We start from the raw sequence: 26,369 nt of genomic DNA on the forward strand, positions 1-26,369 counted from the left end.
ATAAGCTGCCGGCAGAAGTAATGTCTGGCAGCATCTCTTTTCTTTTTTACTTTATTTTCGATTTTGTTTTTACTATATCCAGGCTTTATTTATTCTATTTACAGGCCTATGGCTATTCAAATTGTCAAGTTCTGGATGTTCTGTATGTAAAATAAGAAAATAGTGAAAGATCGCTCATTCGATCTTACGTGCTACTGTTTCGATAGCTTCTACAAGGCTGTTCTTTGGCATGATGGTTGCAACAGGGATGCGGATTATCTTTTCAACAGTTGTGCTTACAATCGGTGCACACACAAGTGCTTTGGCACCTTCCCTTTCGGCACGCACGGCAGCGATGATGGCTTCTTCCATTGATGTGGCGGAGTATTCTCTGATGGTGCAAAGGGTGCCGGAGATCTTTCTCTTTGTTTCATTTATATTGTCCAGTACAGGACGTGCAGCTATGACTGCAATGAAATCTCCTTTTTCGGAACCCTCGATCGTTCGGATGGTCTTCACTATCTGGCGAAGTGTCCTCATGTTCGGTTCCCTGTTCCCTGACATGAGCTTATAAAGCGTGCTTGGGGGAATATTTGCATATTCTGAGAACTCTATTGCTGTGAGCTCAAGGTCTTCTTTTATGACTTTCAAAAGTGTGTTCTGAAATGCCTCATCTGATTCAAAAGCAGCATCAATAACCTTATTTGCAACGCTAATATTAATTCCTCCGCTACACTCCGATTTCCATAAAGGATATATTTCGCTTCGTATTAATACTTTTAGGACATAATGAGGGCATATGTGGTAAGATATAAATAGAACATTTAGACGAAATACAATGTTACTAAGATTAATATTATAATTCGTCAGGAGGTTTTTATTTGAAAATCACAACAATTGCATTCATTTCTATTATGCTGGTTGCAGCTGTATTCCTCTCCGGGTGTACTTCTGCACCTGAAGAAGATGCCGCGATCACAGAGATCAATATTGGCTATCAGCCAAGTACACACCAGATCGCCCACATGACAGCTATGGAGAAAGGCTGGTGGGCTGAAGACCTTGCACCATTTGGTGTTGAGGAAGTGAACGAGTTCGAGTTCCCAACCGGTGCTCCTGAGATGCAGGCAATGCTTGCAGGCGAGCTTGATGTTGCTTACGTGGGCGCAGCTCCTGTTATCTCTGCACTTGCTACTGGTCTGGATGCCAAGATCGTTGCAGCAGTCAACACACAGGGTTCCGATCTTGTACTTAGACCTGAGATTCCGTATGAGAGTCCTGAAGATCTCAAAGGGTTGACCATTGCAACATTTCCGCCAGGAACCATTCAGGATACACTCTTGAGGAACTGGCTTATTGAGAATGGCCTTGATCCTGTTAATGATCTTGAAATAAAGGCTATGGGACCGGGACCTGCTAAAGCAGCTATTGCAGCAGGCCAGGTAGATGGGGTATTCCTTCCACATCCTTCTCCAACTTTCATTGAAGCAGAAGGAAATGGTCGCTCTGTCGTTGCATCAGGTGAGATCATGCCGGATCACCCATGCTGTGTACTGGTTGTAAGTGGTGACCTTATCAGGAACAACCCTGAAATGGTCGAACAGATAGTCATGACACACATTAGGGCTGTAGAATATGATTCTGCAAATCTTGAAGAAGCTGCAGAAACATATGGTACCAAGCTTACCGCTGATCAGGAGATAGTCCTTGAATCCCTTGAGGATTGGGATGGTGTCTGGTCTGCAGATCCACGTCCGCTTGTAGATTCAACAGTTGAATATGCAAACATACAGTATGAACTTGGATTCATTAATGCAGAGCTTACAGCAGAAGACATGTTTGATGTGAGCTTCTATGAAGCTGTGTCTGAAGACTAAATAGAAACATACATTAATGAACAAAATATATATTGCCGGACCTGAGGGTTAATCCCCTCAGTCATCCGGAGGCAACATGAGTAAAGACAGCACAAAAAGAATTTCAGGCAGGGGTATAGAACTACTTTCTCTTGCTATTACTATCATTGTGTGGCAACTGGTGGCTGACTATATTGTTGCTAATAAATTCAAGCTTCCGAGCTTTACTGATGTTCTATTTGCTTTTTTTAAGACTATAGAAAGCGGAGCATTGTTCACTGACCTTGCTATAAGTCTGTTGCATTTCGGAATTGGTATCATTTCAGCTTTGGTGATAGGGATACCCATAGGCATCTCAATGGGTTGGTTCAAGACTGTAAATCGTGCTTTAGACCCTATCATTGAAATTATAAGGCCTATTCCACCTCTTGCATGGATACCTTTTGCTATCATATGGTTCGGTCTTACTCACATTTCCGCAGGATTTGTAGTATTTGTAGGTGCTGTTTTCCCGATAATAATCAATAGTTTTGATGGTTTCAAAAGCGTTCCAAAGGTCTATGTAGAGGCTGCAAAAGTTCTTGGCTGCATGAAAAGTGGATCTCTTATCCGCCATGTCGCTTTCCCATCAGCATTGCCTTCAATTGCGGCTGGTATTCGCATAGCGATGGGAGTTGGATGGATGTGTCTTGTAGCTGCGGAAATGTTCGGAGTGAGCAGCAGTGGTCTCGGTTACAAGATATGGTGGCACTATTACCTGCACCAGATGGACTTTGTACTTGTTTACATGTTGATCCTCGGTTTCCTGGGTCTTCTGATCGATAGGATATTCAGGTGGTATGTGGATGGGCATCTGCTTAAATGGCGTGAAGGGGTCGTGGTATAATGGGTGAAGTGAAAGTATCCGATGTCTCGCTGGCATTTGAAAAGGAAAATGGTGAAGAGACTCTTGCATTGGATAATGTAAATCTTGAGATCAAGGACAAGGAATTCGTTTGTTTCATAGGCCCTTCAGGCTGTGGAAAGACAACACTTCTGAGGATCATTGCCGGGCTTGAGTTCCCGGATTCCGGTGAGATAACCCTTGACGGTGAAAGGATCGCACTTCCGGATTCCAAGAGAGGTATGGTATTTCAGGAGTATTCATTGTTCCCCTGGAGAACTGTTATCCAGAACATAACATTCGGTCCGCAGATGCAGGGGATGAGCAAAGGTGAGTCTCTTGAGAGGGCGGAAAAATACCTGAAACTCGTTGGTCTTGAGCAGTTCAGGAACAGCTATCCATATGAACTCTCAGGTGGAATGCGTCAAAGAGTTGCAATTGCACGTGCTCTTGCAAATGAGCCCAAGGTGCTTCTCATGGACGAGCCGTTCGGTGCACTGGATGCACAGACCAGGAATACCTTGCAGAACGAACTTCTCGATGTATGGGCCAAAAATCAGATCACCATTGTGTTTGTTACTCACAGTGTGGATGAGGCCGTATTCCTTGCAGACAAGATCGTTGTTATGACTGCAAGGCCGGGCAAGATCAAAAAGGTCATAAATGTGGATCTTCCACGACCTCGTGACAGGACAAGTTCTGAAGCAAATGAATTGCGTCACCAGCTTCTCAGGATGCTGGCAGAAGAAAGACGTGATTAATGCAAAGAATATGAGCTTTCCATTTTACATGTCGGAACGAACAATAAGCTTTGTTCCGGATTCAATTTCTTTAATGTCTACTTTTCCGATGAGTTCAAGGGCGGTATCTGCTTTTGCAAAAGTGATCTCACATCCCGGTCGTATGGACATCTCATTGCCACATATTGCATGACCAGTGACCTTCACATTGTCAAGCATTGTAAGGTTGTGGGCAACATCAACATTCCCTCCTATCTCGCAGCGTGTGCTTATCAGGGCATCAGATGCTTTGATATTTCCTTTGACAAGGGATGCCTTGCCAAGTTCAAGCGAACCACTTACCTCGAGGTTTTTCCAGAAGTTCGCGCCTGAACCGATGATAACATTTCCATCAAGCCTGACACTATCTTCGAAAAATGCTTTCCTTCGAATAATGTAAGTATTTGTATCTGCGTGGTATTTGACAAATTTATCCATTTTATGTTCCACATCCATGATCTTAAAGGCGGATTGGTCCTGTCCTGTAATATATGTCCTATCAGCTGCTTTATTAATCTGTCTTTTTGTTAATATATCCTATTGTTCTTTAAAGATCTCAATGTGATAAGTGAAAGTGCTGTTGCTGTAACGTCTCCTTCACCTTTTCCCCATGAACCGTTAACATTCTGCCTTGATAGGAGCCAGTTCTCAGATGCTTCAAGGTCTTCTTTATACCCTGCGGTCGATAATGCCTGGATCACGAGATTGCTTGTGGAGATGAACTTCCAGCCACCGTCTTCGTTCCTCTCTGATAGTATCCATTCTGCACGCTCGTTGATGAAATCGGCAAAAAGGTCTTCTTCGATCAGATGATCCTGTTCGATCAGGGCAGTAATGATAAGTGATGTCGTTCCCACGTGTTCCCATTTCTCGCCATAGTTCTCTACAAGCCACCTGCAGCCTTCTGGATCGTGAATGCCCATGTCTGCCAGGGCCATTAATGCGTAAGTGGTATCATAAACATCATTTTCCCACGAGCCGTTGCTTTCCTTTCTGGAGGTAAGCCATTGTGAGCTACCTTCAAGATCAATGTCTGGTGATCCGTGGTCTGATGATGCAAGCGCGGAACAGGCTCTTGCTGTTTCCCTTACTGAATCGTTCCAGTTGGTTCCGCTCCTGAGTTGCATCAGCCGGGAAGAATAGTCATTTTCAACATCCCAGAGTTCACATGCAGTTACTAGGCGTGATAATTCCTTTGCACTGGATGGATCCTGCTGGTATATCCATATAAATGCTCTGTCTATTGCATCTTCCATGCGATAGATGACGTTGACATCATTATTTAGTGTTTTTACCATGAAGGTTGTATCGATGCCGTTCTTCGTACTCTTTCTGTTTTCCCGGGTTCCATTGTTTCACGTGTCCGAAATAACCTGTGACCCTTGATACATGATCGATCGCAGGTTTATTACAAATGGGACATTCAAGGTTCATTCCGCGGGAAACATGCCTGTTCTCACAGACAGAGAAGTCAGGCGAGAAGCAGAAGTATGCAAGGTTCGTTTCGGAAAGTTTCTGTATTAGTTCGCTCATTCCTTCGGGGTCGGGAAAACTTTCTCCCATCCAAATATGGCTTATAGTTCCTCCGGTAAAATATGGGTGGAACTCTGATTCTATCTTTATCTTCTCTGCCAGGGATATCTTTGAGCTGTAAGGTACATGTGTGGAGTTCGTATAATATGCATCATGACTGCTTCCCTGCATGTGTGCTTTTTCACCGAAGGAGGACCTGTCAAGCATGGCAAGCCTGTGTGCGGTGCTCTCTGCAGGGGTCTGTTCGAACGTGTATTCAATTCCGTCTTCCCTTGAGTATGTCTCTATCTTTGCAAGCATATGACGAATTATCTTTATTCCCATCTCATGCTGCTCTATCAGACCTTCTCCTGTAATGTTCAGCAGGCATTCATTAAGTCCGACCACTCCAAAGGTCAGATGTCGCGAATCAGGATCGAAATACGGGAGGTCATTTTCAGTTCTCTGCAAAAGCCAGGGTAGTATCTTCCATTCGTATAATGACCTTCTGACTATCTCCTGTCCTTCGAGCAGGGCTTTCCTTGTTATCTCCAGAACTTCATCCAGCCGTTCAAAGAACCTATCGATATTTTCGATCCTGTCTATCCCATTTGTTCTTTTTGTTCTGTCTGAATCAAGTGCAACTCCTGGCAGGTTCACAGTTACTATCTTATTGGAACCGCTTCCCATTCCGCCAGCTGTCCACACTCCTCCGGAATGTCTTGCAAGAAGGCGGCAGCACATGGCCTGTACAGTGTTCTCTTCAAGATAATCTGCGGTCAGGTTCAGGAAATATGGAGCACCTGTGGAAGACGTGGCATACATCGTTTTTTTCCATAAGGGGTCTTCAAGGTCAAGGTCTTTTGTTATGGCTGTAGTTATCAGTGGGAATGTGAATGGAAGTCCGTCAGCGTCACCATTTGCTGCGATCTCCATAAATGCGTCGTAGATAGCAAGTGCCTCTTTTTCAAATTCTGAGTATGTCCTGTCAATGAACTTACCATCATAGACCGCAGGTTCATTTGCAAGGGATGAAGGACAATTGATACGAAGTCCGATGTTGGTGAATGCACTCTGTGCACCGATACGGTTGGACTGGTTCATCTGGAACATGAATCCCTGTACTATCTGGAGAAGTTCCTCTTCATCGATATCCGAATAGTGAAGATGCGGTGCAAGTAGCCAGTTGAACATATCAATAGCCTGGGCTCCTGCGAAGAACTGCTGGGAATGCAGCATGAATGACATTGCATGGAACATGGCTGCATTGAATTGTTTTGCAGGAGCACTTCTGGAGTCCGGGAACTTCAGTCCGTCCATGAGGAATATCCTGCCATCAATACCATTGCAGTAAGGCTTGAATGGATCGCTCAGGTCGTGTATGTGTATGTTACCTTTAATGTGTGCATTGGCAACATCTTTAGAGTATAGCTTTTCAAGTGCGTATATTTTCTTGAGCTGAGATGAAATGTGCATGTCAATGACAGAAGGACTAAGTCGTGTGTTGGCATTTTCTCTTATCAGCCAGTTCTTTTCATACAGGACATCATCTATCAGTTCGTTAGTGTCTTTAAAATCAAGACGATTGATCTCCTCTTTATCTTCACTCCCACTCATGACTAAATGTTTGGAAGTCAAGATTTAAATAGCTATTTAGAAGGACTGAACAAAAGTTAGGCCATGTATCAAATATAGTGTTCGGTCAGTGGGTCAAATATATCAAAAAAGGGTGAGGGGACATCAGGGGTGGTTGTTTCACCATCTCTTGCCAATGTCCTCTTGAGGTGATTATTTTACGAAATCTTCGACAGCGTCAACGATCTCATTGAAGGTCTTATACCATTCGGAATCGCCTTTGATATCTTCATGGACCTTTCCACTGTCACTTGTGGCTGCAATTTCTGTTTCGATAGGTAATGTGCCAAGCACTTTCACTCCAAAGTCCTCTGCTGCCTTTGATACTCCGCCTGATCCGAATACGTGTATTATCTCGTCACAGTGTGGGCAGATGATACCGCTCATGTTCTCAACCATTCCAATAACAGGAACTTCGATCATGTTTGCGAAGTTGAGTGACTTCCTGACACTTGTAAGTGCAACATCCTGTGGTGTTGTGACAACGACAGCACCATCGAGGTTTCCAATGAGCTGTGCAATGCTCAGTGGTTCGTCTCCTGTTCCGGGAGGCAGGTCGATGATAAGATAGTCCAGCACGCCCCAGTCAACTTCTTCGAGGAATTGTTTGATGGCACTCATCTTAGCAGGTCCTCTCCAGATCACAGGGGAGTCATCGCTATCGAGGAGAAGTCCTACGGACATGACCTTCAGGTTATCGCTGACCTTTACCGGAACAATGCCTTTTTCTCCTACAGTTGGTTTCTGACCTTCAACTCCGAACATAGTTGGGATTGTGGGGCCGTGTATGTCGCTGTCAAGAAGACCGACCTTGTATCCGCGGTCAGCAAGTGTGGCAGCAAGGTTGGCGGAGACTGTGCTTTTTCCCACGCCGCCTTTTCCGCTCATGACCATGATCTTCTTCTTTATGCCTCTAAGATTGGTTACGAGCTTTGGTTCTTCTGGCTTTGCGTTAAGCAGACTTTCCGGTGATTGAATATTGGATGCCATTTTAAATCTCCTGTGATTATTTTTGAGTTACCAGAGTTCAGTTCTCTTCGTTCTGGTCTTTGATGCTGACATAGTTTCCACCCTTGATCTCTATTGCCTTTCCTGTGGTCAATGCAAAGGCTATCTTCTTTCTTGCACTCTTAAGATCTTCCCAGAATGCACGCCTTGAGATCCCCATCTGTGTTGCTGCTTCCTGCTGCTGGAGTCCTTCGTAATCCACAAGTCTTAATGCTTCCAGCTCTTCCACTGCAACGGAGACTACCTCAAGCTCCGAAAGTGCAACTCCACGTGGCTTAAAATAGAATCCTTCCGGGTTGCATTTGACCCTTCTGGGGCTTTTTGGTCTTCCTCTGCATGTCATAACATCGTATCTCCTCATATGTTAGCTTATATATAAGCAATTCCCACAATGCTTTTATATTTATTCCCATGTGTTTAAAAACGTTTTTTTAATTGCATATCCCGCTCCACTTTTTTCTAAAAAAATAACAATGGAGGTTCCATAAGCAAAAGGCTATTATGTATTTTCACAATTATTGTATTAGAATTTATTGAGGAGATGCTGTATATGGATAAGGATATGCTGATGTGGGACGAGACCATTTTCAGGGATGGTAGTGTTCTTGAACTGGACCATCTTCCTGATCATTTCTCGCACCGTGAAACACAGATGCAATCCCTTATGTACAGTTTGCGGCCTGCTCTTCGGGGAATGCGTCCTATCAACAGCCTTCTCAGTGGGCCACCGGGTACCGGAAAGACAACGACGGTCATGAAGGTTTTCGGGGAGATGAAAAAACACTCGGAAAATGTGGTTTTCGTAAAGGTGAACTGCCAGATGGATTCTACAAAGTTTGCTGTTATTGCGAGGGTCTACAAGGCGCTTTTCAAAGTATCTCCTCCTGCATCAGGAGTTGCATTCAGGAAACTTTTTGAAAAGGTAATGAACTTCCTTGTAGAAAATGAGAAGACGCTGGTTGTCTGCCTTGATGATATCAATTATCTTTATCATGAAGGAAATGCTGACGATGTCATGTATTCCATGCTCAGGGCTCACGAACAGTTCCCGGGAGCAAAGGTTGGTGTGATCGCTATCGTGAGTGATACCGGAAAGCTTTACCAGTTCGACCCGAAGGTGAACTCGGTGTTCCTGCCGGAAGAGGTTGCTTTCCCAAGGTATGCGTATGATGAGCTCCAGGACATCCTTGGCAGAAGGATCGATCTTGCATTTTTCCCTAATGTCGTATCGGATGAAGTAAAGGATGCTATTGTGGAATACGTTGATATGACCGGTGACCTCCGGGTGGGCATAGATCTTCTGAAACGTTCGGGCCTGAATGCCGAAAGGCGAGCCAGCAGGACAATATCTGTTGAAGATGTGGAAAGTGCATATGAAAATTCCCGTTTATTGCATCTTGGAAGGAGCATTATGTCCCTTACACCCGATGAGCGAACACTTCTCGAGCTTATCGCAAAGCAAAGGGAATGCCAGACCGGTGAGCTCTACAAGCTTTTCCATGAACAGACTGGTCTTGGATACACTCGGTTCTATGATATGGTCAACAAGCTCAATGATGCACGCTATGTTAGCACTGATTTTTCCGGCAAAGGCACTCGTGGTCGTACACGTATCGTGAAACCAAGATATCAGCCGGAAGATATTCTCAAGTGCCTTGAATGAAGGGGGTAGGACGTTGGAGACAAGAACTAAAGTATGGCTTACAGAAGATGGGAAGCATATAATCGGTGCTGGTAAGGTTAATTTGCTCAAAGCCATTGATGAAGAACGTTCTTTAAGTAAAGCATGTAAAAAACTCGGGATGTCTTACAAACATGCATGGCTCATCCTGAAGAAAATGAATGAACGGGGAGACCAGGAGGTCGTGTACACTGTCAGGGGTGGAAAGGACCAGGGTACTTTCCTGACCGAGTATGGTAAACAACTTATCGATGAATACGAGGCAAGTCGTACCTACATTGATGAAACGGTTGGTGATGACACCTCATGGGAGAACATTGCCTTCAAACTATCTGCCCGCAATAAATTGATCGGAAGGGTGGTCGAAGTTGAAAAAGGTGACATTGTCTCTAAGGTGAAGATCGAAGTAGATCCTGCAATTCTTACATCCATTGTAACAGCAGAGGCTGTTGACAGACTCGATGTAAAGGAAGGGGATGAGTTGTTTGCAATCATCAAATCCACCGAGGTCATGCTGGCAAGACCTTCTCGGGTATCAGCTGAAAATGAGGATAATTAAATGGCTTCTATCAATATTATGTCATGGAATGTGAATGGTTTAAGGTCCATGGTGAAGAAAGGTTTTCTGGAATGGGTGGCTGAATCTCAACCTGATATACTCTGTCTTCAGGAGATTAAAGCACAGGAAAGGCAGCTTCCTACTAATCTGCGACATATTGATGGCTACATTCCTCATTTCTTTTCGGCAGAACGTAAAGGTTACAGTGGTGTTGCGGTTTATACGAAACTTCCTCCGGTAAATGTTGAATATGGTCTCGGTGAGAAGCGCTTTGATGTGGAAGGCAGGACTTTGATCGCAGAATTTGAGGATTTTGTTCTTTTCAACATATATTTCCCTAATGGGAAAGCCTCTGATGAAAGGCTCCAGTACAAGATGGATTTCTATGATGCATTTATGGAACGTGCAGATGGATTCAAGGATGAAGGCAAGGATGTTATCGTATGTGGGGATGTGAACACCGCTCACAAAGAGATCGATCTTGCAAGACCCAAACAGAATGAGAAGTCCTCCGGTTTCCTTCCTATGGAAAGAGCATGGATCGATACTTTCCTGGACCACGGCTATCTTGATACTTTCCGGATGTTCAATCAGGGGGCAGGACAATACAGCTGGTGGGATCAGAAGACGCGTGCAAGGGGCCGTAATGTTGGCTGGCGAATAGATTACTTCTTTGCAAGCGAGAGCCTGAAAAATCGGATAACTTCAGCTTACATACTGTCGGATGTTATGGGTTCTGACCACTGCCCGATTGGCATCGAATTAGAGGTCGGTCAATAATTGGAATGATATTTTGTTGATAGCCGGGCTGTGTAGCTTTTGCTATCCAAAAAATATGGGTAATTATTTTATGAGAAATAGTAAGTGAGAATTTGTATTTATTAAAAAGAATTGTTGGGCGCAAAATGCGCCCTTATGTTTTTTATTTTTTGAATTTACATCATTGGAGGCATTCCGCCGCCCATACCGCCCATGCCGCCTTCTGGCATTGGTGGTGCTCTGGTTGATGCAATGATGTCGTCGATCCTGAGGATCATGACTGATGCTTCAGCTGCTGAGTTGATTGCCTGGGTCTTTACCCTGAGTGGCTCAACAACGCCGTTCTCCCACATGTCGATGACAGTGCCGGTGTAGACGTTAAGACCAGCGGTCTTTGTGCCTTTCTCATGGTGTGAGCGCAGTTCAACAAGCATGTCTATTGGGTCAAGACCTGCATTTTCTGCAAGTGTCCTTGGGACGATCTCGAGTGCTTCTGCGAATGCTTTGACTGCGAGCTGTTCCCTGCCGCTGAGTGTTGCTGCGTACTCGTTGAGTCTGAGTGCAACCTCTACTTCAGGTGCTCCGCCACCAGCGACGAGCTCTTCATCTTCGATTGCAACAGCGACTACACGGAGTGCGTCTTCGAGTGCTCTCTCGATGTTGTCGATCACGTGCTCTGTACCGCCACGGAGGAGGATTGACACGGACTTTGGATTGACACAGCCGGTAATGAATACCATGTTGTCGCCACCGATCTTTCTCTCTTCGACAAGTTCTGCCTGTCCAAGATCGTCTGCGTTCATCTCTTCGATGTTGGTAACAAGTTTTGCACCTGTGGAGCGGACAAGTTTTTCCATGTCGCTCTTCTTGACACGCCTGACTGCAAAGAGACCTGCCTTTGCAAGGAAGTGCTGTGCCATGTCGTCGATACCTTTCTGGCAGAATACGACGTTTGCGCCACTGTCGGTAATGCTGGTCACAAGGTTTCTGAGCATTGCCTCTTCCTGATCAAGGAATGACTGGAGCTGGTCAGGGGATGTGATGGAGATCTCTGCATCGACTTCTGTTTCCTTAAGTTCGATAGCAGTGTTGAGGAGTGCGATCTTTGCGCCTTCTACCTTCTTTGGCATGTTGGCGTGTACCCTTTCCTTATCAAGGATCATACCTTCGATGAGTTCGGAGTCGTCGATACGTCCGCCGACCTTCTTCTCGATCTTGACGTTCTCGATCTCGACCTTGTTTCCGCCGTCCTGGTCGACGATGCTTGTGATAGCGTCTACAGCGATCTTGGAAAGTACTTCCTTTGATGCTTCTGCGCCTTTACCGGTCATTGCTGTGTCAGAGATCTTGGTAAGCATTTCCTTGTTGTCGCATGTGACATGCTTTGAAAGTGTTTTGAGGATCTCTCCTGCTTTTTTGGAGGCCATCCTGTAACCTGCTGCGATGATGGTTGGGTGGACGTCCTGCTCGATCATTTCTTCTGCTTTCTTGAGGAGTTCGCCTGCAACGACAGCTGCAGATGTTGTACCATCTCCAACTTCATCGTCCTGTGTCTTTGCGACTTCGACGATCATTTTTGCAGCTGGGTGCTCAATGTCCATCTCTTTGAGGATGGTTGCACCATCGTTTGTGATAACTACATCTCCAAGGGAGTCTACAAGCATCTTGTCCATACCTTTTGGACCAAGGGTTGTTCTTACTGCTTCAGCAACTGCCTTTGCTGCCATGATGTTGTTGCTCTGGGCATCCCTGCCTCTAGTTCTCTGGCTACCTTCTCTTAAAATGAAGATAGGCTGTCCTGACATCTGTCCTGCCATATATTTTAACCTCCTATATTAAACATAGATCAATGTAACTACCTGTGTCTCAGGTCGTTTTTACATGTTTGTAGTTCTATATATAATTTACTGATAACTGGTTTTTCCGGACCTAATTTCCAGTGATCACTGGGTGAGCTTGTGAACTGCTTACGACTAATACTATCCGTGCACAAAAAGCATCAGCTATGCGGTTAACATACCGATGGTTCATTTAATTCAAAAAAAGATAGTCGGTCCCTTTCAAAGAGACCAATCTTGATAAAGGACTGATCTTTCAGTCCTGAAAGAGAGATACTTAGTTTACAATAGCTTTTGGTGATCTCTTAAGGAAACGCCTTTTTGCGCCACCTGAGGTGAATCTCTGTGCAGGTCCTGGATGTGCCTTTGCTCCGAAAGCTTTCTGCACTTTGATTATCCTTCCCTTTCTTCCTTTGACCTTTACCCATTCAATGCTGCCTGTTTTACCCATTATCAATCCTCGTTATGATTTTATGTTAATATTAATTTTAAGGCCCTGATGGCCTCTGATATCTATTATATTTGTAATTGGCACAAATGTGGATATTTGTGACCTGATAAATACAATGTTATAGGTTTCCTTTAGATGTAATGTTTATAGTTAAAGTTTACGGAACTTATGATGTGTGAAGACTGATTGTTTCAGGCCAGTAAATTGAGCAATTGAATATAAAAAATAAACAGATATATCTATGTTCCTGTACATTTGTTTCACATGACCCTTGAGCCGGTTCACATTAAAGCCATTTCCAGTATGGTATCCCGTATCGATAGTTTATCGGAGGACGATGAACCGGAAAAGGCACCTGAGCTTTTTGAACTTCTCAGTGAGCTGGAATATGAAGGTAAGGTCGTGCTCAAGGCACTCGGTAAACTCTTCCGTGCAAAAGTTGACATCGATCGGATGTCTCTTGCAAAAGACCCCTTTGAGAAGACCTATTCCTGCGATAGCGGCAGTACCAATCCGATATCTTTCAACAGCGGGCTGTATGTGGATCTTTGTCATTGCAGTATTGCTTCAACTCCTACGGATATCGATCTTCATTCAAAATGGACCATGGTGATGTCAACGTACTCTCCCGGTACAGGCATGGTTATCGACACAACAGGGGGTTGGGACTACTTTGATGAAAATGAGGGTCGTGCATCCATTGTAAAGATCAGACCCGGACTGCTCAAGAAAAGGGTTGACCGGATGGTGCATAATATTGCATTGTACCTGTCAGAATCAGAACACATACTATGGCTCATGGAAAAATTCGATGAAGATGGCTTTTTCATAATGGATGGTCCTATTTATCCAAAACAGTTGATGTACTGGATGGTTGTGGAATCCGATGAAGTGCAGATAAGGGATGACGACAATGCAAAACGGATCCTGCAGAACTATGTGGACATCATGGACCATCATATTGCTAACAGAAGACCTCTCATCGGCTTTGTGAAAAACCCGGAGGATATGCAGACAATGATAACTCTCCGGAAAAAATATTCTATGGGCGATCTTCCCTGGCTGAGGGATTCACAGTTCTTCAAAAATGTGCTCTCGCCGGGAAAGGACGAAGGAAAAGGTAGCAGATGGATAACCTATACCAACTGGTTCCTGCAGCCCAATCAGTTCTATGAGAATATGATGGATAGCACTTCTCTTGTTCTGGATCTGGATCTTAAGCATGAGTTTCCCAAAGAGGACTATGCGATCACATTTTTCATGGTCTTTGTTCCGTCCATTGATGTTCTTTTCAAGATCGAATCTCCTTATGGGATAACAAAGGATGAGCAGATGCGGGACCAGATCACAAGGAAAGTTCTGCACGATATTGCTGTGAATGGCATCCCTATGACACTTTCAAAGGCAGATTCCCTTGCGAAGATAAGGATCTCGGAAAAAAAGCTGATCAAAGGCATGTTCAAAGGACAGAAGATCGATACTATTTACAATGATGTGAGATGGGGTGAATCAATAGATGATCAATGATACAGACTTATTGGCCTATGCTTCAGAGAGTGATCTTAATGATGAAAACGCTACGGAGCTAATTTCGGAAAACAGGGCTACTTCAAAAGTTCCTGAATTCGAGGAGTATGATGTTGGGGCTTCGTTCGATCTGAATACCGGTGATGCGGACAACGCCTTTGGTATCATAACGACAGGTTTTGATCCTCTCGAGGTCACCGAATCCGGCTCGAGGATCGCAGGCTACATCACTACGGATCACAGGTCACAGGTACGCCTGGGCACATATGTTATAGTACCTTATGAGAACGAACACCTCTTTGCACGTATATGGAAGCTCCAGTACCAGCAGCAGTTCGAAGTGGATGATGCTACCGAGATACATTCACGCAGGATGCTCAGGAGCAACACCACTGCAGAGCTGGATTACAAGTTCCTAGCCTACCTTGATCCGATATGTATCCTTTATGAGCATGTACCCGGGGATGAATCCTCTCTTATGCGTCGTATGGCAGACCGTATCCCAAGGCCCAACACTCCTATATTGCCGGTAACTGAAAAACTGAAGATACAGACCGGGCTTAACATCCCTCGCGAAGGTATCTTCCTTGGTCACCTGAGCGTAGGTGGTGAACTGGTACGAACACATGCATCACCACCGACCGTGCCTTACTATCTGAGGAATGATTATTCCATGGGCGACCCATTGATATTCAGGCATATGCTGGTCTGTGGAAGTACCGGTACCGGTAAGACCTTCCTCACAAAGAACATCCTGCGCCAGTTCATGAGCGAGGATAACAGATATCAGGTGCGTGACAATGGGGATGGTGTAAAAAAGAACAAGAACCCGTGTCTGGTGATAATGGATCCTCAGGATGAGTATTCTCAGCTTCTGGAGGATAATCCTGATCTTGTCTCTTCCGATGAACATAATATGAACTCAGAGAGCGTGAAGTTTGGTGGCGTCCCTTCCACAAAGACCTTTGTGGCAAAGGTGGATGGGCAAAACTACAATGGCAGGTCACGTGCCCAGCAGGCTGAATTTACAATACCTTTCGAGATGGTCAGAAGCAACTCCTGGCTGATCGCTGCAGCAGGACTTACTGAGCTTCAGGGAATCGCTCTTGAACTTCTGCTTGAGGATTACTTCAAAAGACCTGGAAAACATACGTACAACGGCTTTATGGAGCACATCGATGATGCAGGCGTGAGGGGCACTTATGTTGACAACGGCAAGATTCACGAAGCATCCTATGATGGAATTGTAAGGAAGGTCAGGAACCAGGCTTTCAAAAGGGTCTTCGACCAGCCTGCAACCCCTATTAATGAAATGCTTGCTGATATCTTCAAAGCAGGGCAGATCTGCGTATTCCCTACTGAGTACATCTCGAACACCAGGATACGGGATCTTATCACACTTACTCTTATGACCATCGTTGTGGACAACAAATTGAATACATCCGGCGATGCACTGGTCAAGGAAACTCCGATCATCCTTGTGCTGGATGAAGCACACAGGTATCTCTCGAAGGGTGCAGGAGAACACTCTAAGCGCATCATCTCCAAGTTCGCGGATGCAGCCCGCCAGGGCCGTAAGGAAGGCCTGGGTCTGTTCCTTATCACGCAGGACCCTCAGGATATAGATGAAACAGTGTTCAAGCAGGTCAACAGTCGTGTGATCCTGAACCTTTCCAACGATGCCGCAATAAGTGCAATGAAGGTCAAAAAAGAGTATGAAAAGCGTATTCCATATCTCAAGAAAGGACAAATGATAATTCAAAGTCCTGACAACAGCGATGTTGTGGAAGTCATAGGGCTTTCAAAGTGTGTTGTAAAGCATGTCTGAAAAAAGAATTTGAGGGGCTATGTCTCCTCTCTTCCGATATGTATATATGTGGGTACTACGTATGGGGGGAACTACTCATACATGCGTTGGGCCGGTAGCTTAGTCAGGCAGAGCGATGGACTCTTAATCCATCGGCCGAGGGTTCAAATCCCTTCCGGCCCGCTTTTTATGAGATGCTAATTCTATATTCTAATTCTCTATCTTTAAATTTCAATCTGACTATTTACAATCGGATCATTGTTGATATCAGGCTTACAAATGTTTCTCATGGGATCTTATCTTCCTCCCGAATTTTGTAGACTATTTTGGGGCAGTTTTATTTTCGTCTATAAACCCGGAGTAATGCTCAATACATTTGCTCGGTCTACCTACAAAAACTTATTATGTGATATTATCAATCATATAACAAAATAATAATTTTCACAAAATTTAGTTTGTAATGTGGCGGTATGTGTGAATAAAACAAACGTTATCCCGGTAGTGAAAGTCTGTATGCTTATGTGTGTACTCTTCCTCGTATTTTCAATGGGTGTTGTCAATGGAGGAACGGGGGAATCTCTTGATCCGGAATGGGTACAGATTTTTTTCGGAAAATCCAATGATAGTGTCGCTGGCTATTCTGTCCAGCAGACCACTGATGGAGGGTATGTACTGACAGGTTATTACAGCAGCTATCCTGAAAATCTGATCGTGGATGAATTTGATGATACTAATTGGGTAACGGAAGGAGTCTGCCTTATCAAGACCGATGCTTCCGGCACTCTCCAGTGGTTCAGGCTTTTTGATTCTCAATATGGTAATGAAGGCCAATCCGTACAACAAACCTCCGATGGGGGTTACATCATAGCCGGTGAGTATGGGGGAAACAATCGTGATGTCTGGCTTATCAAGACCGATACTGAAGGCAGAAAGGAGTGGGATAAAACATTCGGTGGCCCTGAAGACGAAATGGGATTTGCTGTTGTGCAGACTTCGGACGGGGGATATATTGTTACTGGTTCCACATACTCGTACGGTCCGTATGGGGAAAACATCTGGCTTATCAAAACGGATTCCAATGGCACTAAAGAATGGGATAAAGTATTCGGCGGTTCTGAACATGAAGGCGGGCGAGATGTTATACAGATTTCAGATGGTGGGTATATTGTAACGGGGGGTAGCTGGCTTATCAAAACCGATTCTGATGGCAATGAGGAGTGGAATAAAACAGGCGTGGACGGCCGCTCTGTCTGGCAAACTGCGGATGGAGGTTATGTTATAGCCGGTGAGATTGGGTACGATCTACAGCTTACCAAAACAGATCATTTCGGTAATACGGAATGGAGTAAGACATTTGAGGAATTTGGTACGGGAACTGCTTATGCTGTCCAACAAACTCTCGAGGGTGGCTATATTTTAACCGGCAGTTACTATGCAGGTTAGGACAATGTTGATGTCTGTCTTATAAAAACCGATTCATCAGGTAATAAAGAATGGGAGAAATCGTTTGGAGGCGGTGGTGAAGACCGGGGCTTTTCCGTCAAACAATCCACTGATGGGGGATATGTACTCACAGGTGTCACTTCCTCTCAGGGACCCGGAGGGGAAGATGCCTTCCTGATCAAGACCGATCCGAACGGCAACGCCGGGGATGGTAAGATGACTCCTGTGCCAAGAAATGTGTCCCATTTGCAGGATACTATATCTCTTGTCGGCTTCATGGTCATTTTCCTGTTGCAGCTCCTGGCTATCCCACTTCTTGTATTCCTGATACTCGTTTATCTGTGGAAAAGGTATAAATGAACAATTCTGTTGCAGATCCGGATGGATTGAATTCCCTTTCTTCCGAAACCTATATATCATGAAAATACCTATGGAAGCCAGCTTCAATAGAATTGGGCCGGTAGCTTAGTCAGGCAGAGCGATGGACTCTTAATCCATCGGCCGAGGGTTCAAATCCCTTCCGGCCCGCTTTCAATTCATATCTTTTTTCGGAATAATTATTGAATAACTATATTGAATAATTAACTACTGTAATGCTTATGATGTCTTACATATCATATTGATAACCTATGCCACGTATAGTGTTGCATACTAATTTCCATCTTTAGGTGAGAACAATGCCAAAAGTAAGTGTTGATATTCCACAGGAACTTCTTGACGACCTGAACGCACATGTAGGAAATGACAGGAAGTTCGTCAGCCAGTCCGATGCTATAAGAACTGCCATCCGCAAGATGCTTGACATGATGGATGATATCGACCGGAGGCATGGAAGGTTGGATCAGGAAAGGCCCTGATGGCTTTTTAATGCAAATCCATTTAGTTCGAACTAAATGGGGATCGAAAATATAAATTTAAAAAATAAGAAAAAGGCTAAGTCTCAAAGCCCTTTTAGGAAATTCAGACTTTCTCTTCCTTCTTCCAGGCTGCTCATCTCGGTGACGAGCCTGCCCTTGTAACCGGATAATCCTTTTTTCACAGCTTCCCAGTTGACAGAACCCCTGCCTGCGGGGAGATGCTCATCTCTCTTGCCCATGTTGTCATGAAGGTGTACATGCAATATCCTGTCCCTGCATTTTTCAAGGAATTCCTCGAGGTGTCCTGTTGTGTTCGCATGTCCCACGTCCAGGGTCATTGCGACGTTGTCACGGTCAACATCGTCCAGTATCCTTAATATTTCATCAGGTTCCCTGCCAAATATCATCGGGAAATCGGGCATATTCTCCACAGCAATGGAGATGCCATATTCTTCAGCAGTATCACATAGTTCCCGGATTGAACGGACGTTCGTATCCCATGCACGTTCAGGCACCTTCTTTCCGTATGGTGAAAGGTATCCGGGGTGCACGACTGCAACTTCCACAAGTCCGGATGCCAGGGTGAGGTAGTTCTTCATTTGCCTGAGCACTTCTCCGTGTATGCCTGGATTGAGGCCTGCCATGTTCATGTCCGAGAATGGCATGTGCATGGTAAGCACAAGATTTGTGGTCTCAAGTACTTCCCTGATCTTTGGCAGATTTTCTTCGCTAAGGCACTGGGTACCTTCCTGTACCATCTCCCAGCCTGTAAAGCCTATGTCCTCAAGTTCATAGACCCATGGGAAGGGTTCCTCAAGGACTGCATTTGATGAGAAACTTAATCTGCTGACGTCCATGCTATCTCACTTCCGGGGGTTTTAGAGCTTTGGCATTTCAGGTTCAAAGAGTGGTATTCCTTCCTCTGTTGGTGGTGCTAACCACTCGATGAGTATCTCCATCTCTTCCGCGGTATCTGTCGTTATATCAACGTGTATGGATCCGAGGGGTTCATCCTGGGTAGCTAAATTCAATTTACCTATTGTTGCTACCTGCTTGTTAATGAGGAATCTGCTTCTTGTCGGATTCCTGTAACTGCCTGCTTCCAGTCTGGTGCGGGCAGTATCAATGATAAGTTCTCTCCTGAACAGGTCATGAATGTTCCTGAGACTCTCGATATCACCGTTACCTTCGATGAAATCACCTTCGTCGGTAGTTACTGTTTCTATCTCTATAAGCGGGAACATGTTCATGACTGCCTTCTCAACACGTTCCTTATCCTCTGTGGGATTGACGGCAGTTCTGACTTTTACTTCTATCATGTGTTCTCCAGTATTTCATTGATAGTATTCCTGAATGCATCGATGGTGTCGGTGTTATCGACAGTTATGTCTGCCACTTTGATGGCTTCTGCAAGTCCCCATCCAAGTTCCCGTTCATCTCTTATCTTCAATGCTTCGATATCGGTCATATCATCGCTTCTGCCACGGTTCGTGACCCTTTCAAAGCGTGTTTCCAGAGGTGCATCGATGAAGACCAGTGTAAAATCGTCTCCGAAATGCTCCTTGAAAAATGTGACCTCTGCTATTCCGCGTACACCATCCACAACGACAAGGTCTTTTCCTAAAGCCTCTATCTTTGGAACACAACGCTTTGCAACAGCATCCATGCCTTCCTTATCTCGCAGGTCGTTTGCCACGCCGCCGGTGTTGGCATCTGTGGGGTCGAGCCCTCTTGCTTTGACCTCGTCGCGTATAACATCTCCCATGTTTACAACATCGATATTTTCTTCCTTTACAACATCTGATGCTACGGATTTGCCTGCTGCCGGCATTCCTACAAAAGCTATGATCTTCATATTTTGTGATCCTGTTGTGGTTTAAGTAATAATATATTGAAATTATAATGTTCATTACACTGATTAGTGTATATTATATGTATGGTGAACGGGATTATCAAGGTTTTGATTTTATATATCAGTATGTCTTTGTGTGAGTTGAGCTTAATATGAGACTGGGCGGCGTGGATCTTACTGGTAACCTTTTGCTTGCACCTATGGCGGATGTGACGAATCTGGCCTTCAGGCTGATGTGCAAAAGATATGGCGCGTCCCTGACATTTACTGAGATGATAAGTTCAGATGCAGTTGTACACGGTAATGAGAAGTCTTTCCTTCGGGGAATGACCTGTGAGGAAGAGCGTCCTTTTGGAGTGCAGTTATTTGGTCACTGTCCTGAAACGATAACTACTGCAGCACTTGCTATTGAGGAAATGTTCGAGCCGGTGGTAATTGACATTAACCTTGGATGTCCATCACCTACTATTACAAGTGCCGGGTGTGGTTCCGCACTACTTCGCTCACCTGAAATTGTGAGTGAGATCTTCAGGGATCTTTGTGAGAACGTGAACACGCCGGTAAGTGCAAAGATACGTATTCTTGAAAGCGTGGATGACACTCTTGATATTGCTACCCGGCTGGAAGAAGCTGGTGTCTGTGCGATCACTGTCCATGGACGTACAAGGGAGCAAGGCTATCAGGGGTTTGCAGACCATAGTTATGCAAAGCGCATCAAAGAGGAACTCTCAATTCCGGTTATCGCCAATGGGGACGTAAAAGATGGTGAGTCTGCAAAACGTATTCTGGAATATACCGGATGTGACGGGTTGATGGTCGGGAGGGCAGCGATGGGTGACCCTCATGTTTTCTATCGAATATCCCGTTACCTTGAGGACGGTGAGGTCATTGGAACTTGCTGTGGACAACGCAGGGATGATCTACTTGAATACATTGAACTGCTGGAAAAGTTCGATCTGACGTCACATGTGAACATGAAGGCACATTCGCAGTGGTTCACAAGGGGCTTAAAAGATAGCAGGCGTATGCGTATGGAGATGGGTAATGCCGATTCCCACGTTTCTCTTGTGGAATGCATTCGGAATATGTGCGGGAATGATTCTTAATAACATTTTGTACATATGTGCATTAAATATCATAACTGTCGCATGATGCCGTTTTTCAAACATATTCTTCTATTTTAGGGTTAGTTTTTTTCATCGATTTACCGAAAGACTAAATAGTAATTAGGATTGTACACAATTAAACATTGCATTTAGACTGCGATATATATTTTTGGCAGTCAATGTGTGTGAAAAACAACTACGGTCTAAAGGTTCATGCCTTTTGGCGATACATTCCGAATACTATTGGACCTTGTCCAAAACGAATGTGGTAGCTGTTCATTATCGAATAATTATAACTTATTGTCTTACGGAGAATACACATGAAAGAAATAAGAATACACGGTAGAGGCGGACAGGGTTCTGTTACTGCTGCCGAGCTGCTGGCTGTTGCAGCTTTTGCTGATGGTAAGTTCAGCCAGGCATTCCCTGCTTTTGGTGTGGAACGCCGTGGTGCACCGGTTCAGGCATTTACAAGGATCAATGATGATCCTATCAGACTCAGGGCTCAGGTATACGAGCCGGACTATGTTATCGTCCAGGACCCAACACTCCTCGAAGTAGTCAGTATCGCAAGCGGTGCAAAGGACGACGGAATCATTCTTATTAACAGTGATTTTGATCCGGAACACTTCGACCTTGACACCAATGCTAAGATCATGACGGTCAACGCTACAAAGATCGCCCTTGATATTATTGGAAGGCCTATTGTGAACACTGTTCTCTTAGGTGCTTTCGCAGGTGCATCCGGTCTTATCGACCCTGCATCCATCAAGGAAGCTGTTATGGAGCGCTTCCCCGGCAAGGTCGGTGAGAAGAACGCAGAGGCTATCCAGAAAGCCTACGATATGATGATGGAGGCTTAAATTATGACAATCCCACCAGGAGGAGTCTGTGCTCCAGGTTCCACTCTTGTTAACAAGACCGGCGGATGGAGAACATTCAAACCAGTCTATGATTATGACAAATGCATCAAATGCAAGCTCTGTGAACTCTTATGTCCGGATATGTCTATAGATCCAAAGGACGATGGTTTCTTTGAGTTCAACTATGACTTCTGCAAAGGATGCGGTATTTGTGCTAACGAATGTCCAAAGGACGCTATTGAAATGGTTCTGGAGGAGAAATAATGAAGCGTGATTTTGAGAAAGACAAGAAGGACATGGTCGTCGTCGAGGGTTCATATGCAGTTGCAAGCGCTGTAAAATCCTGCAGGCCAAATGTTATCTCAGCATATCCTATCACCCCTCAGACACATATTGTGGAAGACCTTTCACAGTTCATGGCTGACGGGGAAATCCCAAACTGTGAATACATCATGGTAGAATCAGAGTTCTCTGCCCTTTCCGCATTGGTAGGTTCATCCGCAGCAGGCGCAAGAAGCTACTCTGCAACAACTTCCCAGGGTCTTGAACTCATGCACGAGGTCCTTTTCAACGTTTCAGGTATGAGATTACCTGTTGTAATGACCGTTGCAAACAGGGCAGTAAGTGCACCTATCAACATCTGGAACGACCAGCAGGATTCCATCTCCCAGAGAGACACTGGCTGGATCCAGCTCTATGCAGAGGATACACAGGAAGTTTCCGATATGACTGCACAGGCATTCAAGATCGCTGAGGACCCTGATGTCCTGCTTCCGGTAATGACCTGTATGGACGGTTTCATCCTGTCCCACGTCTACGAACCTGTTGTACTTCTTGACGATGACCTTGTAGCAGAATACCTGCCACCATTCGAGCCTGAGTTCAAGCTCGATCCGAAGAACCCAAAGACCTTCGGTGCATTCGCAGATCCAAACTCTTACACTGAGTTCAGATTCCTGCAGCAGCAGGCAATGAACAAAGCACTGAAAACGATCGAAGATGCTGCAGACGAGTTCTATGACCTCTTTGGCAGGTACTACGGTGGCCTTATTGACACATATGAGACAGATGATGCAGATATCGTCCTCATGGCAATGGGCTCAATTGTAGGTACTATCAAGGATGTCATTGACACGCTCAGGGCAAAAGGCGTCAAGGTCGGCTTATTGAAGGTAAGGTCCTTCCGTCCGTTCCCAGTTGAAGCTATTCATAATGTTATCAAGGATGCAAAGGTCGTTGTGGCACTCGATAAGAACATCTCTATCGGTCTTAACGAAGGTGCGCTCTTCACTGAGACCAAAGCAAGCCTTTACAACACTAAGATCGATGTTCCTGTGATCGGCTTCATGATCGGTCATGGAGGTCGTGACATTCCTGTAGAGACCATCGAGAACATCATCGATGAGGCAAAGAAAGTAATCGATTCAGGTATCAGTGTCGAAAGTCAGTTTACTGACCTGAAGGAGGAGTTGTTATGAAATCACTTTTAGCACCAGGACACAGGGGATGCGCAGGTTGCTGTGACGCAATGGCTGCAAAGTTCACACTCATGGCTGCCGGCGAGGACTGTATTGTTGTAAGTCCTACCGGATGTCTTGAAGTTATGACCACCCCATATCCTGAATCCTCATGGGAAATCCCATGGATCCACTCACTCTTTGAGAACAACGCAGCAGTCGCATCAGGCATTGAAGCTGCACTCAAGGCAAAAGGCGAGATGGGCAACACAAAGATCATTGCAATGGGCGGTGACGGTGCAACCCTTGATATCGGTATGCGCTCCGTATCCGGTGCATTCGAGCGTGGACACGATTTCACATTCGTCTGTATCGACAACGAAGCATACATGAACACCGGTGTACAGAGAAGTGGTGCAACACCATTTGCTGCATCTACCACAACAAGTCCATCCGGTACAGTATCTTTCGGTAACATCCGTCCAAAGAAGAACATGCCTGCTATCATAGCTGCACATGGTTCACCATACATTGCTACAACTTCCATCGGATATCCAAAGGATATGATCAGGAAGGTCAAGACAGCAGTCGATGTAGAAGGTCCTACCTATGTGCATGCACATTCACCATGTACAACAGGATGGGGATTCGATACTTCCAAGACCGTAGAGGTCGCAAAGATGGCAGTAGAGACATGCCTCTGGCCACTCTATGAAATGGAAGATGGTGAGATCACCAAGGTCAAGAAGATCAAGAATCCAAAACCAGTAGAAGATTATCTCAAGATGCAGCGCCGTTTCAAGCACCTTTTCACAAAGGAAGGCGGAGACGATTTCATAAAACAGATCCAGGCGCTCGCTGACAAGAACATTGAGAAATTCGGGTTACAGTAAACCCGAATCTCATTTCTTTTTATTTTATTCTATTTTTTATCGTTCCTGGTCTTGTATAACTGTTACTTTCCTGTTTTTCCTGCCCTTATTATTTCAATTCAAATATAGCTCAATAGCTGTCTTTTTCCTCTTTAAGCCCATCAAAGTATTTTCTGGTCTCATGAGATATTATCTTGCGTAATGCCAGGATAGCTATCAGGTTCGGGATCACCATAAGTCCGTTGACAATGTCTGCAAGGATCCAGATGGTATCAAGTGTAAGGTAGACTCCGCCTCCTACAAGTGCGATGTAGATGATCCTGTAGGGCATGATCCCCCGGACACCCACAAGGAATTCCACACATCTTTCTCCGTAGTAGTTCCAGCCAAGTATGGTCGTAAATGCAAAGAACATCAGTCCTATTCCGACAATGTAGATCCCGATGCTTTCAAGACCTGTGGAAAATGCATAGCTGGTCATGTAAGCACCTTCGTATTCACTTGTCCAGGATCCTGTCATTACAAGGACGATCCCCGTCATTGTGCAGAGGATTATTGTGTCGAAGAATGTCCCTGTCATAGAAATGAGGCCCTGTTTGGCAGGCTCCTTTATCCGGGCTGCTGCTGCTGCTATTGGTGCACTTCCAAGTCCCGACTCATTGGAGAACACTCCTCTTGCGATCCCCATCTGGACCGCGAGGATCATGGTGGAGCCGAGGAAGCCACCTGCTGCAGCTGTCGGTGTGAAAGCGGAATTTATGATCAGTGAAATCGTTGAAGGGAGTGCGGTGGCATTTGTGGCTATTATGAGCAAACATCCCAGCACATAGGCTATTGCCATGAATGGAACTGCTACCTGTGCGACCTTCGATATGCTTCGGATACCGCCGATCGTTACCATGGCCACAAGTACAGTAATTACAACTGCAGTGTAGAATGGGGGGACATTGAGTGTTATAGCTGCTGAATCAGCGATCGCATTGACCTGTGGGAAGATGCCTATCCCGAAGAATGCAACACCGATGCCACTAAAGGCGAAAAAGACCGCAAGTGGTCTGCTATAGAACTTGTCCGAAAGGCCGTTAGTTATGTAGTGCATGGGTCCGCCTGCCATCTGTCCGTTCTCATCGACGGTCCTGTACTTTACTGCAAGCATGCATTCGGCATATTTTATTGCCATTCCGAAGAACGCTGCCAGCCACATCCAGAAAAGAGCACCAGGTCCTCCTGCCTTGATAGCAGTGGCAACACCCACGATGTTCCCTGTTCCAATTGTAGCTGCAAGGGCCGTTGTCAGGGCTGCGAAGCTGGAAATATCTCCAGCATTATCGTTGTCTGAAGGCTCTGGGCTTATCACATAACGCAATGCCAGAGGTAACCTGAAGACCTGTATGAAACCGAGGCTAAGCGTGAGGTATACTCCTGTTCCCACAAGGAAGAGCAGCAATGGTGGTCCCCAGACAAAGCTATCGATGTTCCTGAGAATACTGAGAATATCAGTTTCGGGACTGAACAGGTTCAGAAAATCCATATTATTCTCTATAGGCTCTTAAAGTATATTTATTTCAATGGTTCTTTCTGTATGTCTGTTGCAGGATACTTTCCTTAATTCAATTGTTGAGTCACTTATTAGCTCAACTCTTGA

28 protein-coding genes and 2 tRNA genes are annotated in these 26,369 nt (G+C 45.0%); 17 read left to right on the top strand and 13 right to left on the bottom strand.

The features are described from left to right. Positions 1–174: 174 nt before the first annotated feature. Positions 175–696 (bottom strand): helix-turn-helix domain-containing protein, encoded by a 522-nt coding sequence (locus J7W08_RS11710; RefSeq protein ID WP_233085783.1) that lies wholly within the window; start codon positions 694–696, stop codon positions 175–177. A gap of 164 nt (positions 697–860) precedes the next feature. Here J7W08_RS11710 and J7W08_RS11715 point away from each other — a divergent pair, with 164 nt between their 5' ends. The 3 genes from J7W08_RS11715 (at position 861) to J7W08_RS11725 (ending at position 3,479) form a co-directional block, all read left to right on the top strand. After that, entirely contained in the window at positions 861–1,856 is a 996-nt protein-coding gene (locus J7W08_RS11715) for an ABC transporter substrate-binding protein (protein ID WP_233084605.1), read from the top strand. A gap of 76 nt (positions 1,857–1,932) precedes the next feature. Next, on the top strand, positions 1,933–2,721 hold the full coding sequence (locus tag J7W08_RS11720; protein WP_233084606.1) for an ABC transporter permease: 789 nt from the start codon (positions 1,933–1,935) through the stop codon (positions 2,719–2,721). After that, positions 2,721–3,479 (top strand): ABC transporter ATP-binding protein, encoded by a 759-nt coding sequence (locus tag J7W08_RS11725; RefSeq protein WP_233084608.1) that lies wholly within the window; start codon positions 2,721–2,723, stop codon positions 3,477–3,479. Before J7W08_RS11720 ends, J7W08_RS11725 begins: the two co-directional genes overlap by 1 nt. Positions 3,480–3,503: 24 nt before the next feature. Here J7W08_RS11725 and J7W08_RS11730 read toward each other — a convergent pair whose 3' ends face one another. The 5 genes from J7W08_RS11730 to J7W08_RS11750 form a co-directional block, all read right to left on the bottom strand. Next, positions 3,504–3,935 (bottom strand): polymer-forming cytoskeletal protein, encoded by a 432-nt coding sequence (locus tag J7W08_RS11730; protein WP_233084609.1) that lies wholly within the window; start codon positions 3,933–3,935, stop codon positions 3,504–3,506. An 89-nt stretch (positions 3,936–4,024) separates the two neighbouring features. Next, the gene (locus tag J7W08_RS11735) at positions 4,025–4,795 is read right to left on the bottom strand and encodes a prenyltransferase/squalene oxidase repeat-containing protein (RefSeq protein ID WP_233084610.1); all 771 of its coding nucleotides are present in this window, start codon (positions 4,793–4,795) and stop codon (positions 4,025–4,027) included. Then, positions 4,776–6,626 (bottom strand): anaerobic ribonucleoside-triphosphate reductase, encoded by a 1,851-nt coding sequence (nrdD, locus tag J7W08_RS11740; RefSeq protein ID WP_233084612.1) that lies wholly within the window; start codon positions 6,624–6,626, stop codon positions 4,776–4,778. The genes J7W08_RS11735 and nrdD overlap by 20 nt, the downstream gene beginning before the upstream one ends. A 171-nt stretch (positions 6,627–6,797) precedes the next feature. Further along, positions 6,798–7,634 carry an Mrp/NBP35 family ATP-binding protein gene (locus J7W08_RS11745; protein ID WP_233084613.1) on the bottom strand — a complete coding sequence of 279 codons (837 nt, stop codon included), beginning with the start codon at positions 7,632–7,634 and terminating at the stop codon, positions 6,798–6,800. 37 nt (positions 7,635–7,671) lie between these two features. Beyond that, complete coding sequence (locus J7W08_RS11750; RefSeq protein ID WP_375141053.1) at positions 7,672–7,995, bottom strand: DUF134 domain-containing protein; 324 nt, start codon at positions 7,993–7,995, stop codon at positions 7,672–7,674. Positions 7,996–8,202: 207 nt separating this feature from the next. Between J7W08_RS11750 and J7W08_RS11755 the strand changes: the two genes are divergently transcribed. Genes J7W08_RS11755 through J7W08_RS11765 form a run of 3 tightly spaced genes read left to right on the top strand, consistent with a single transcriptional unit; the run spans position 8,203 to position 10,672 of the window. Beyond that, positions 8,203–9,315 (top strand): ORC1-type DNA replication protein, encoded by a 1,113-nt coding sequence (locus J7W08_RS11755; protein WP_233084615.1) that lies wholly within the window; start codon positions 8,203–8,205, stop codon positions 9,313–9,315. A 13-nt stretch (positions 9,316–9,328) separates the two neighbouring features. Then, on the top strand, positions 9,329–9,892 hold the full coding sequence (locus tag J7W08_RS11760) for a molybdenum-dependent transcriptional regulator (protein WP_233084616.1): 564 nt from the start codon (positions 9,329–9,331) through the stop codon (positions 9,890–9,892). Then, positions 9,893–10,672, top strand: coding sequence for an exodeoxyribonuclease III (locus J7W08_RS11765; protein WP_233084617.1), 780 nt, complete (start codon positions 9,893–9,895; stop codon positions 10,670–10,672). A 155-nt stretch (positions 10,673–10,827) separates the two neighbouring features. Here J7W08_RS11765 and thsA read toward each other — a convergent pair whose 3' ends face one another. Both thsA and J7W08_RS11775 read right to left on the bottom strand, forming a co-directional pair. Further along, entirely contained in the window at positions 10,828–12,468 is a 1,641-nt protein-coding gene (gene thsA, locus J7W08_RS11770) for a thermosome subunit alpha (RefSeq protein WP_233084618.1), read from the bottom strand. Positions 12,469–12,766: 298 nt separating this feature from the next. Further along, a complete protein-coding gene (locus J7W08_RS11775; protein WP_233084619.1) occupies positions 12,767–12,940 on the bottom strand; it encodes a DUF5350 domain-containing protein in 174 nt (57 codons plus the stop codon). 264 nt (positions 12,941–13,204) lie between these two features. Between J7W08_RS11775 and J7W08_RS11780 the strand changes: the two genes are divergently transcribed. From J7W08_RS11780 to J7W08_RS11795, 4 genes are all read left to right on the top strand, one after another. Further along, positions 13,205–14,467, top strand: coding sequence for a DNA double-strand break repair nuclease NurA (locus J7W08_RS11780; protein WP_233084620.1), 1,263 nt, complete (start codon positions 13,205–13,207; stop codon positions 14,465–14,467). Beyond that, on the top strand, positions 14,457–16,295 hold the full coding sequence (locus J7W08_RS11785; RefSeq protein ID WP_233084621.1) for an ATP-binding protein: 1,839 nt from the start codon (positions 14,457–14,459) through the stop codon (positions 16,293–16,295). The genes J7W08_RS11780 and J7W08_RS11785 overlap by 11 nt, the downstream gene beginning before the upstream one ends. An 88-nt stretch (positions 16,296–16,383) precedes the next feature. Beyond that, positions 16,384–16,457 (top strand) — tRNA-Lys (locus J7W08_RS11790). A 330-nt stretch (positions 16,458–16,787) separates the two neighbouring features. After that, positions 16,788–17,717, top strand: a complete 930-nt coding sequence (locus tag J7W08_RS11795; protein WP_233084622.1) for a hypothetical protein — start codon at positions 16,788–16,790, stop codon at positions 17,715–17,717. Between the two features lie 36 nt (positions 17,718–17,753). Here J7W08_RS11795 and J7W08_RS11800 read toward each other — a convergent pair whose 3' ends face one another. Next, positions 17,754–18,137: a hypothetical protein gene (locus J7W08_RS11800; protein ID WP_233084623.1), complete on the bottom strand. Its 384-nt coding sequence runs from the start codon at positions 18,135–18,137 to the stop codon at positions 17,754–17,756. A 34-nt stretch (positions 18,138–18,171) separates the two neighbouring features. Here J7W08_RS11800 and J7W08_RS11805 point away from each other — a divergent pair. Together J7W08_RS11805 and J7W08_RS11810 are read left to right on the top strand one after the other, a co-directional pair. Continuing rightward, a tRNA-Lys gene (locus tag J7W08_RS11805) sits at positions 18,172–18,245 on the top strand. 149 nt (positions 18,246–18,394) lie between these two features. Then, the gene (locus J7W08_RS11810; protein WP_048204603.1) at positions 18,395–18,574 is read left to right on the top strand and encodes a ribbon-helix-helix domain-containing protein; all 180 of its coding nucleotides are present in this window, start codon (positions 18,395–18,397) and stop codon (positions 18,572–18,574) included. A gap of 83 nt (positions 18,575–18,657) precedes the next feature. On the opposite strand, the gene J7W08_RS11815 is transcribed toward J7W08_RS11810, so the two are convergent. Genes J7W08_RS11815 through J7W08_RS11825 form a run of 3 tightly spaced genes read right to left on the bottom strand, consistent with a single transcriptional unit; the run spans position 18,658 to position 20,429 of the window. Further along, positions 18,658–19,431, bottom strand: a complete 774-nt coding sequence (locus tag J7W08_RS11815; protein WP_233084624.1) for a sugar phosphate isomerase/epimerase family protein — start codon at positions 19,429–19,431, stop codon at positions 18,658–18,660. Between the two features lie 21 nt (positions 19,432–19,452). Continuing rightward, positions 19,453–19,893, bottom strand: a complete 441-nt coding sequence (locus tag J7W08_RS11820) for an RNA-binding domain-containing protein (protein ID WP_233084625.1) — start codon at positions 19,891–19,893, stop codon at positions 19,453–19,455. Further along, on the bottom strand, positions 19,890–20,429 hold the full coding sequence (locus J7W08_RS11825) for a dephospho-CoA kinase (RefSeq protein ID WP_233084626.1): 540 nt from the start codon (positions 20,427–20,429) through the stop codon (positions 19,890–19,892). The genes J7W08_RS11820 and J7W08_RS11825 overlap by 4 nt, the downstream gene beginning before the upstream one ends. A 149-nt stretch (positions 20,430–20,578) precedes the next feature. On the opposite strand from J7W08_RS11825, the gene J7W08_RS11830 reads away from it, so the two are divergent. From J7W08_RS11830 to porB, 5 genes are all read left to right on the top strand, one after another. After that, positions 20,579–21,532: a tRNA dihydrouridine synthase gene (locus J7W08_RS11830; RefSeq protein WP_233084628.1), complete on the top strand. Its 954-nt coding sequence runs from the start codon at positions 20,579–20,581 to the stop codon at positions 21,530–21,532. A gap of 320 nt (positions 21,533–21,852) precedes the next feature. Beyond that, on the top strand, positions 21,853–22,395 hold the full coding sequence (locus J7W08_RS11835; protein WP_233084629.1) for a pyruvate ferredoxin oxidoreductase subunit gamma: 543 nt from the start codon (positions 21,853–21,855) through the stop codon (positions 22,393–22,395). 3 nt (positions 22,396–22,398) lie between these two features. Beyond that, positions 22,399–22,659 carry a pyruvate synthase subunit PorD gene (porD, locus tag J7W08_RS11840; RefSeq protein WP_233084630.1) on the top strand — a complete coding sequence of 87 codons (261 nt, stop codon included), beginning with the start codon at positions 22,399–22,401 and terminating at the stop codon, positions 22,657–22,659. Beyond that, on the top strand, positions 22,659–23,873 hold the full coding sequence (gene porA, locus J7W08_RS11845; RefSeq protein ID WP_233084631.1) for a pyruvate synthase subunit PorA: 1,215 nt from the start codon (positions 22,659–22,661) through the stop codon (positions 23,871–23,873). Before porD ends, porA begins: the two co-directional genes overlap by 1 nt. Beyond that, on the top strand, positions 23,870–24,745 hold the full coding sequence (gene porB / locus J7W08_RS11850) for a pyruvate synthase subunit PorB (RefSeq protein ID WP_233084632.1): 876 nt from the start codon (positions 23,870–23,872) through the stop codon (positions 24,743–24,745). Before porA ends, porB begins: the two co-directional genes overlap by 4 nt. Before the next feature lie 109 nt (positions 24,746–24,854). Here the strand turns inward: porB and J7W08_RS11855 are convergent, their stop codons facing one another. Then, positions 24,855–26,255 carry an alanine/glycine:cation symporter family protein gene (locus J7W08_RS11855; protein ID WP_233084633.1) on the bottom strand — a complete coding sequence of 467 codons (1,401 nt, stop codon included), beginning with the start codon at positions 26,253–26,255 and terminating at the stop codon, positions 24,855–24,857. Positions 26,256–26,369: the final 114 nt, after the last annotated feature.

The organism is Methanococcoides orientis, assembly GCF_021184045.1.
Classification (GTDB): Archaea; Halobacteriota; Methanosarcinia; order Methanosarcinales; family Methanosarcinaceae; genus Methanococcoides; species Methanococcoides orientis.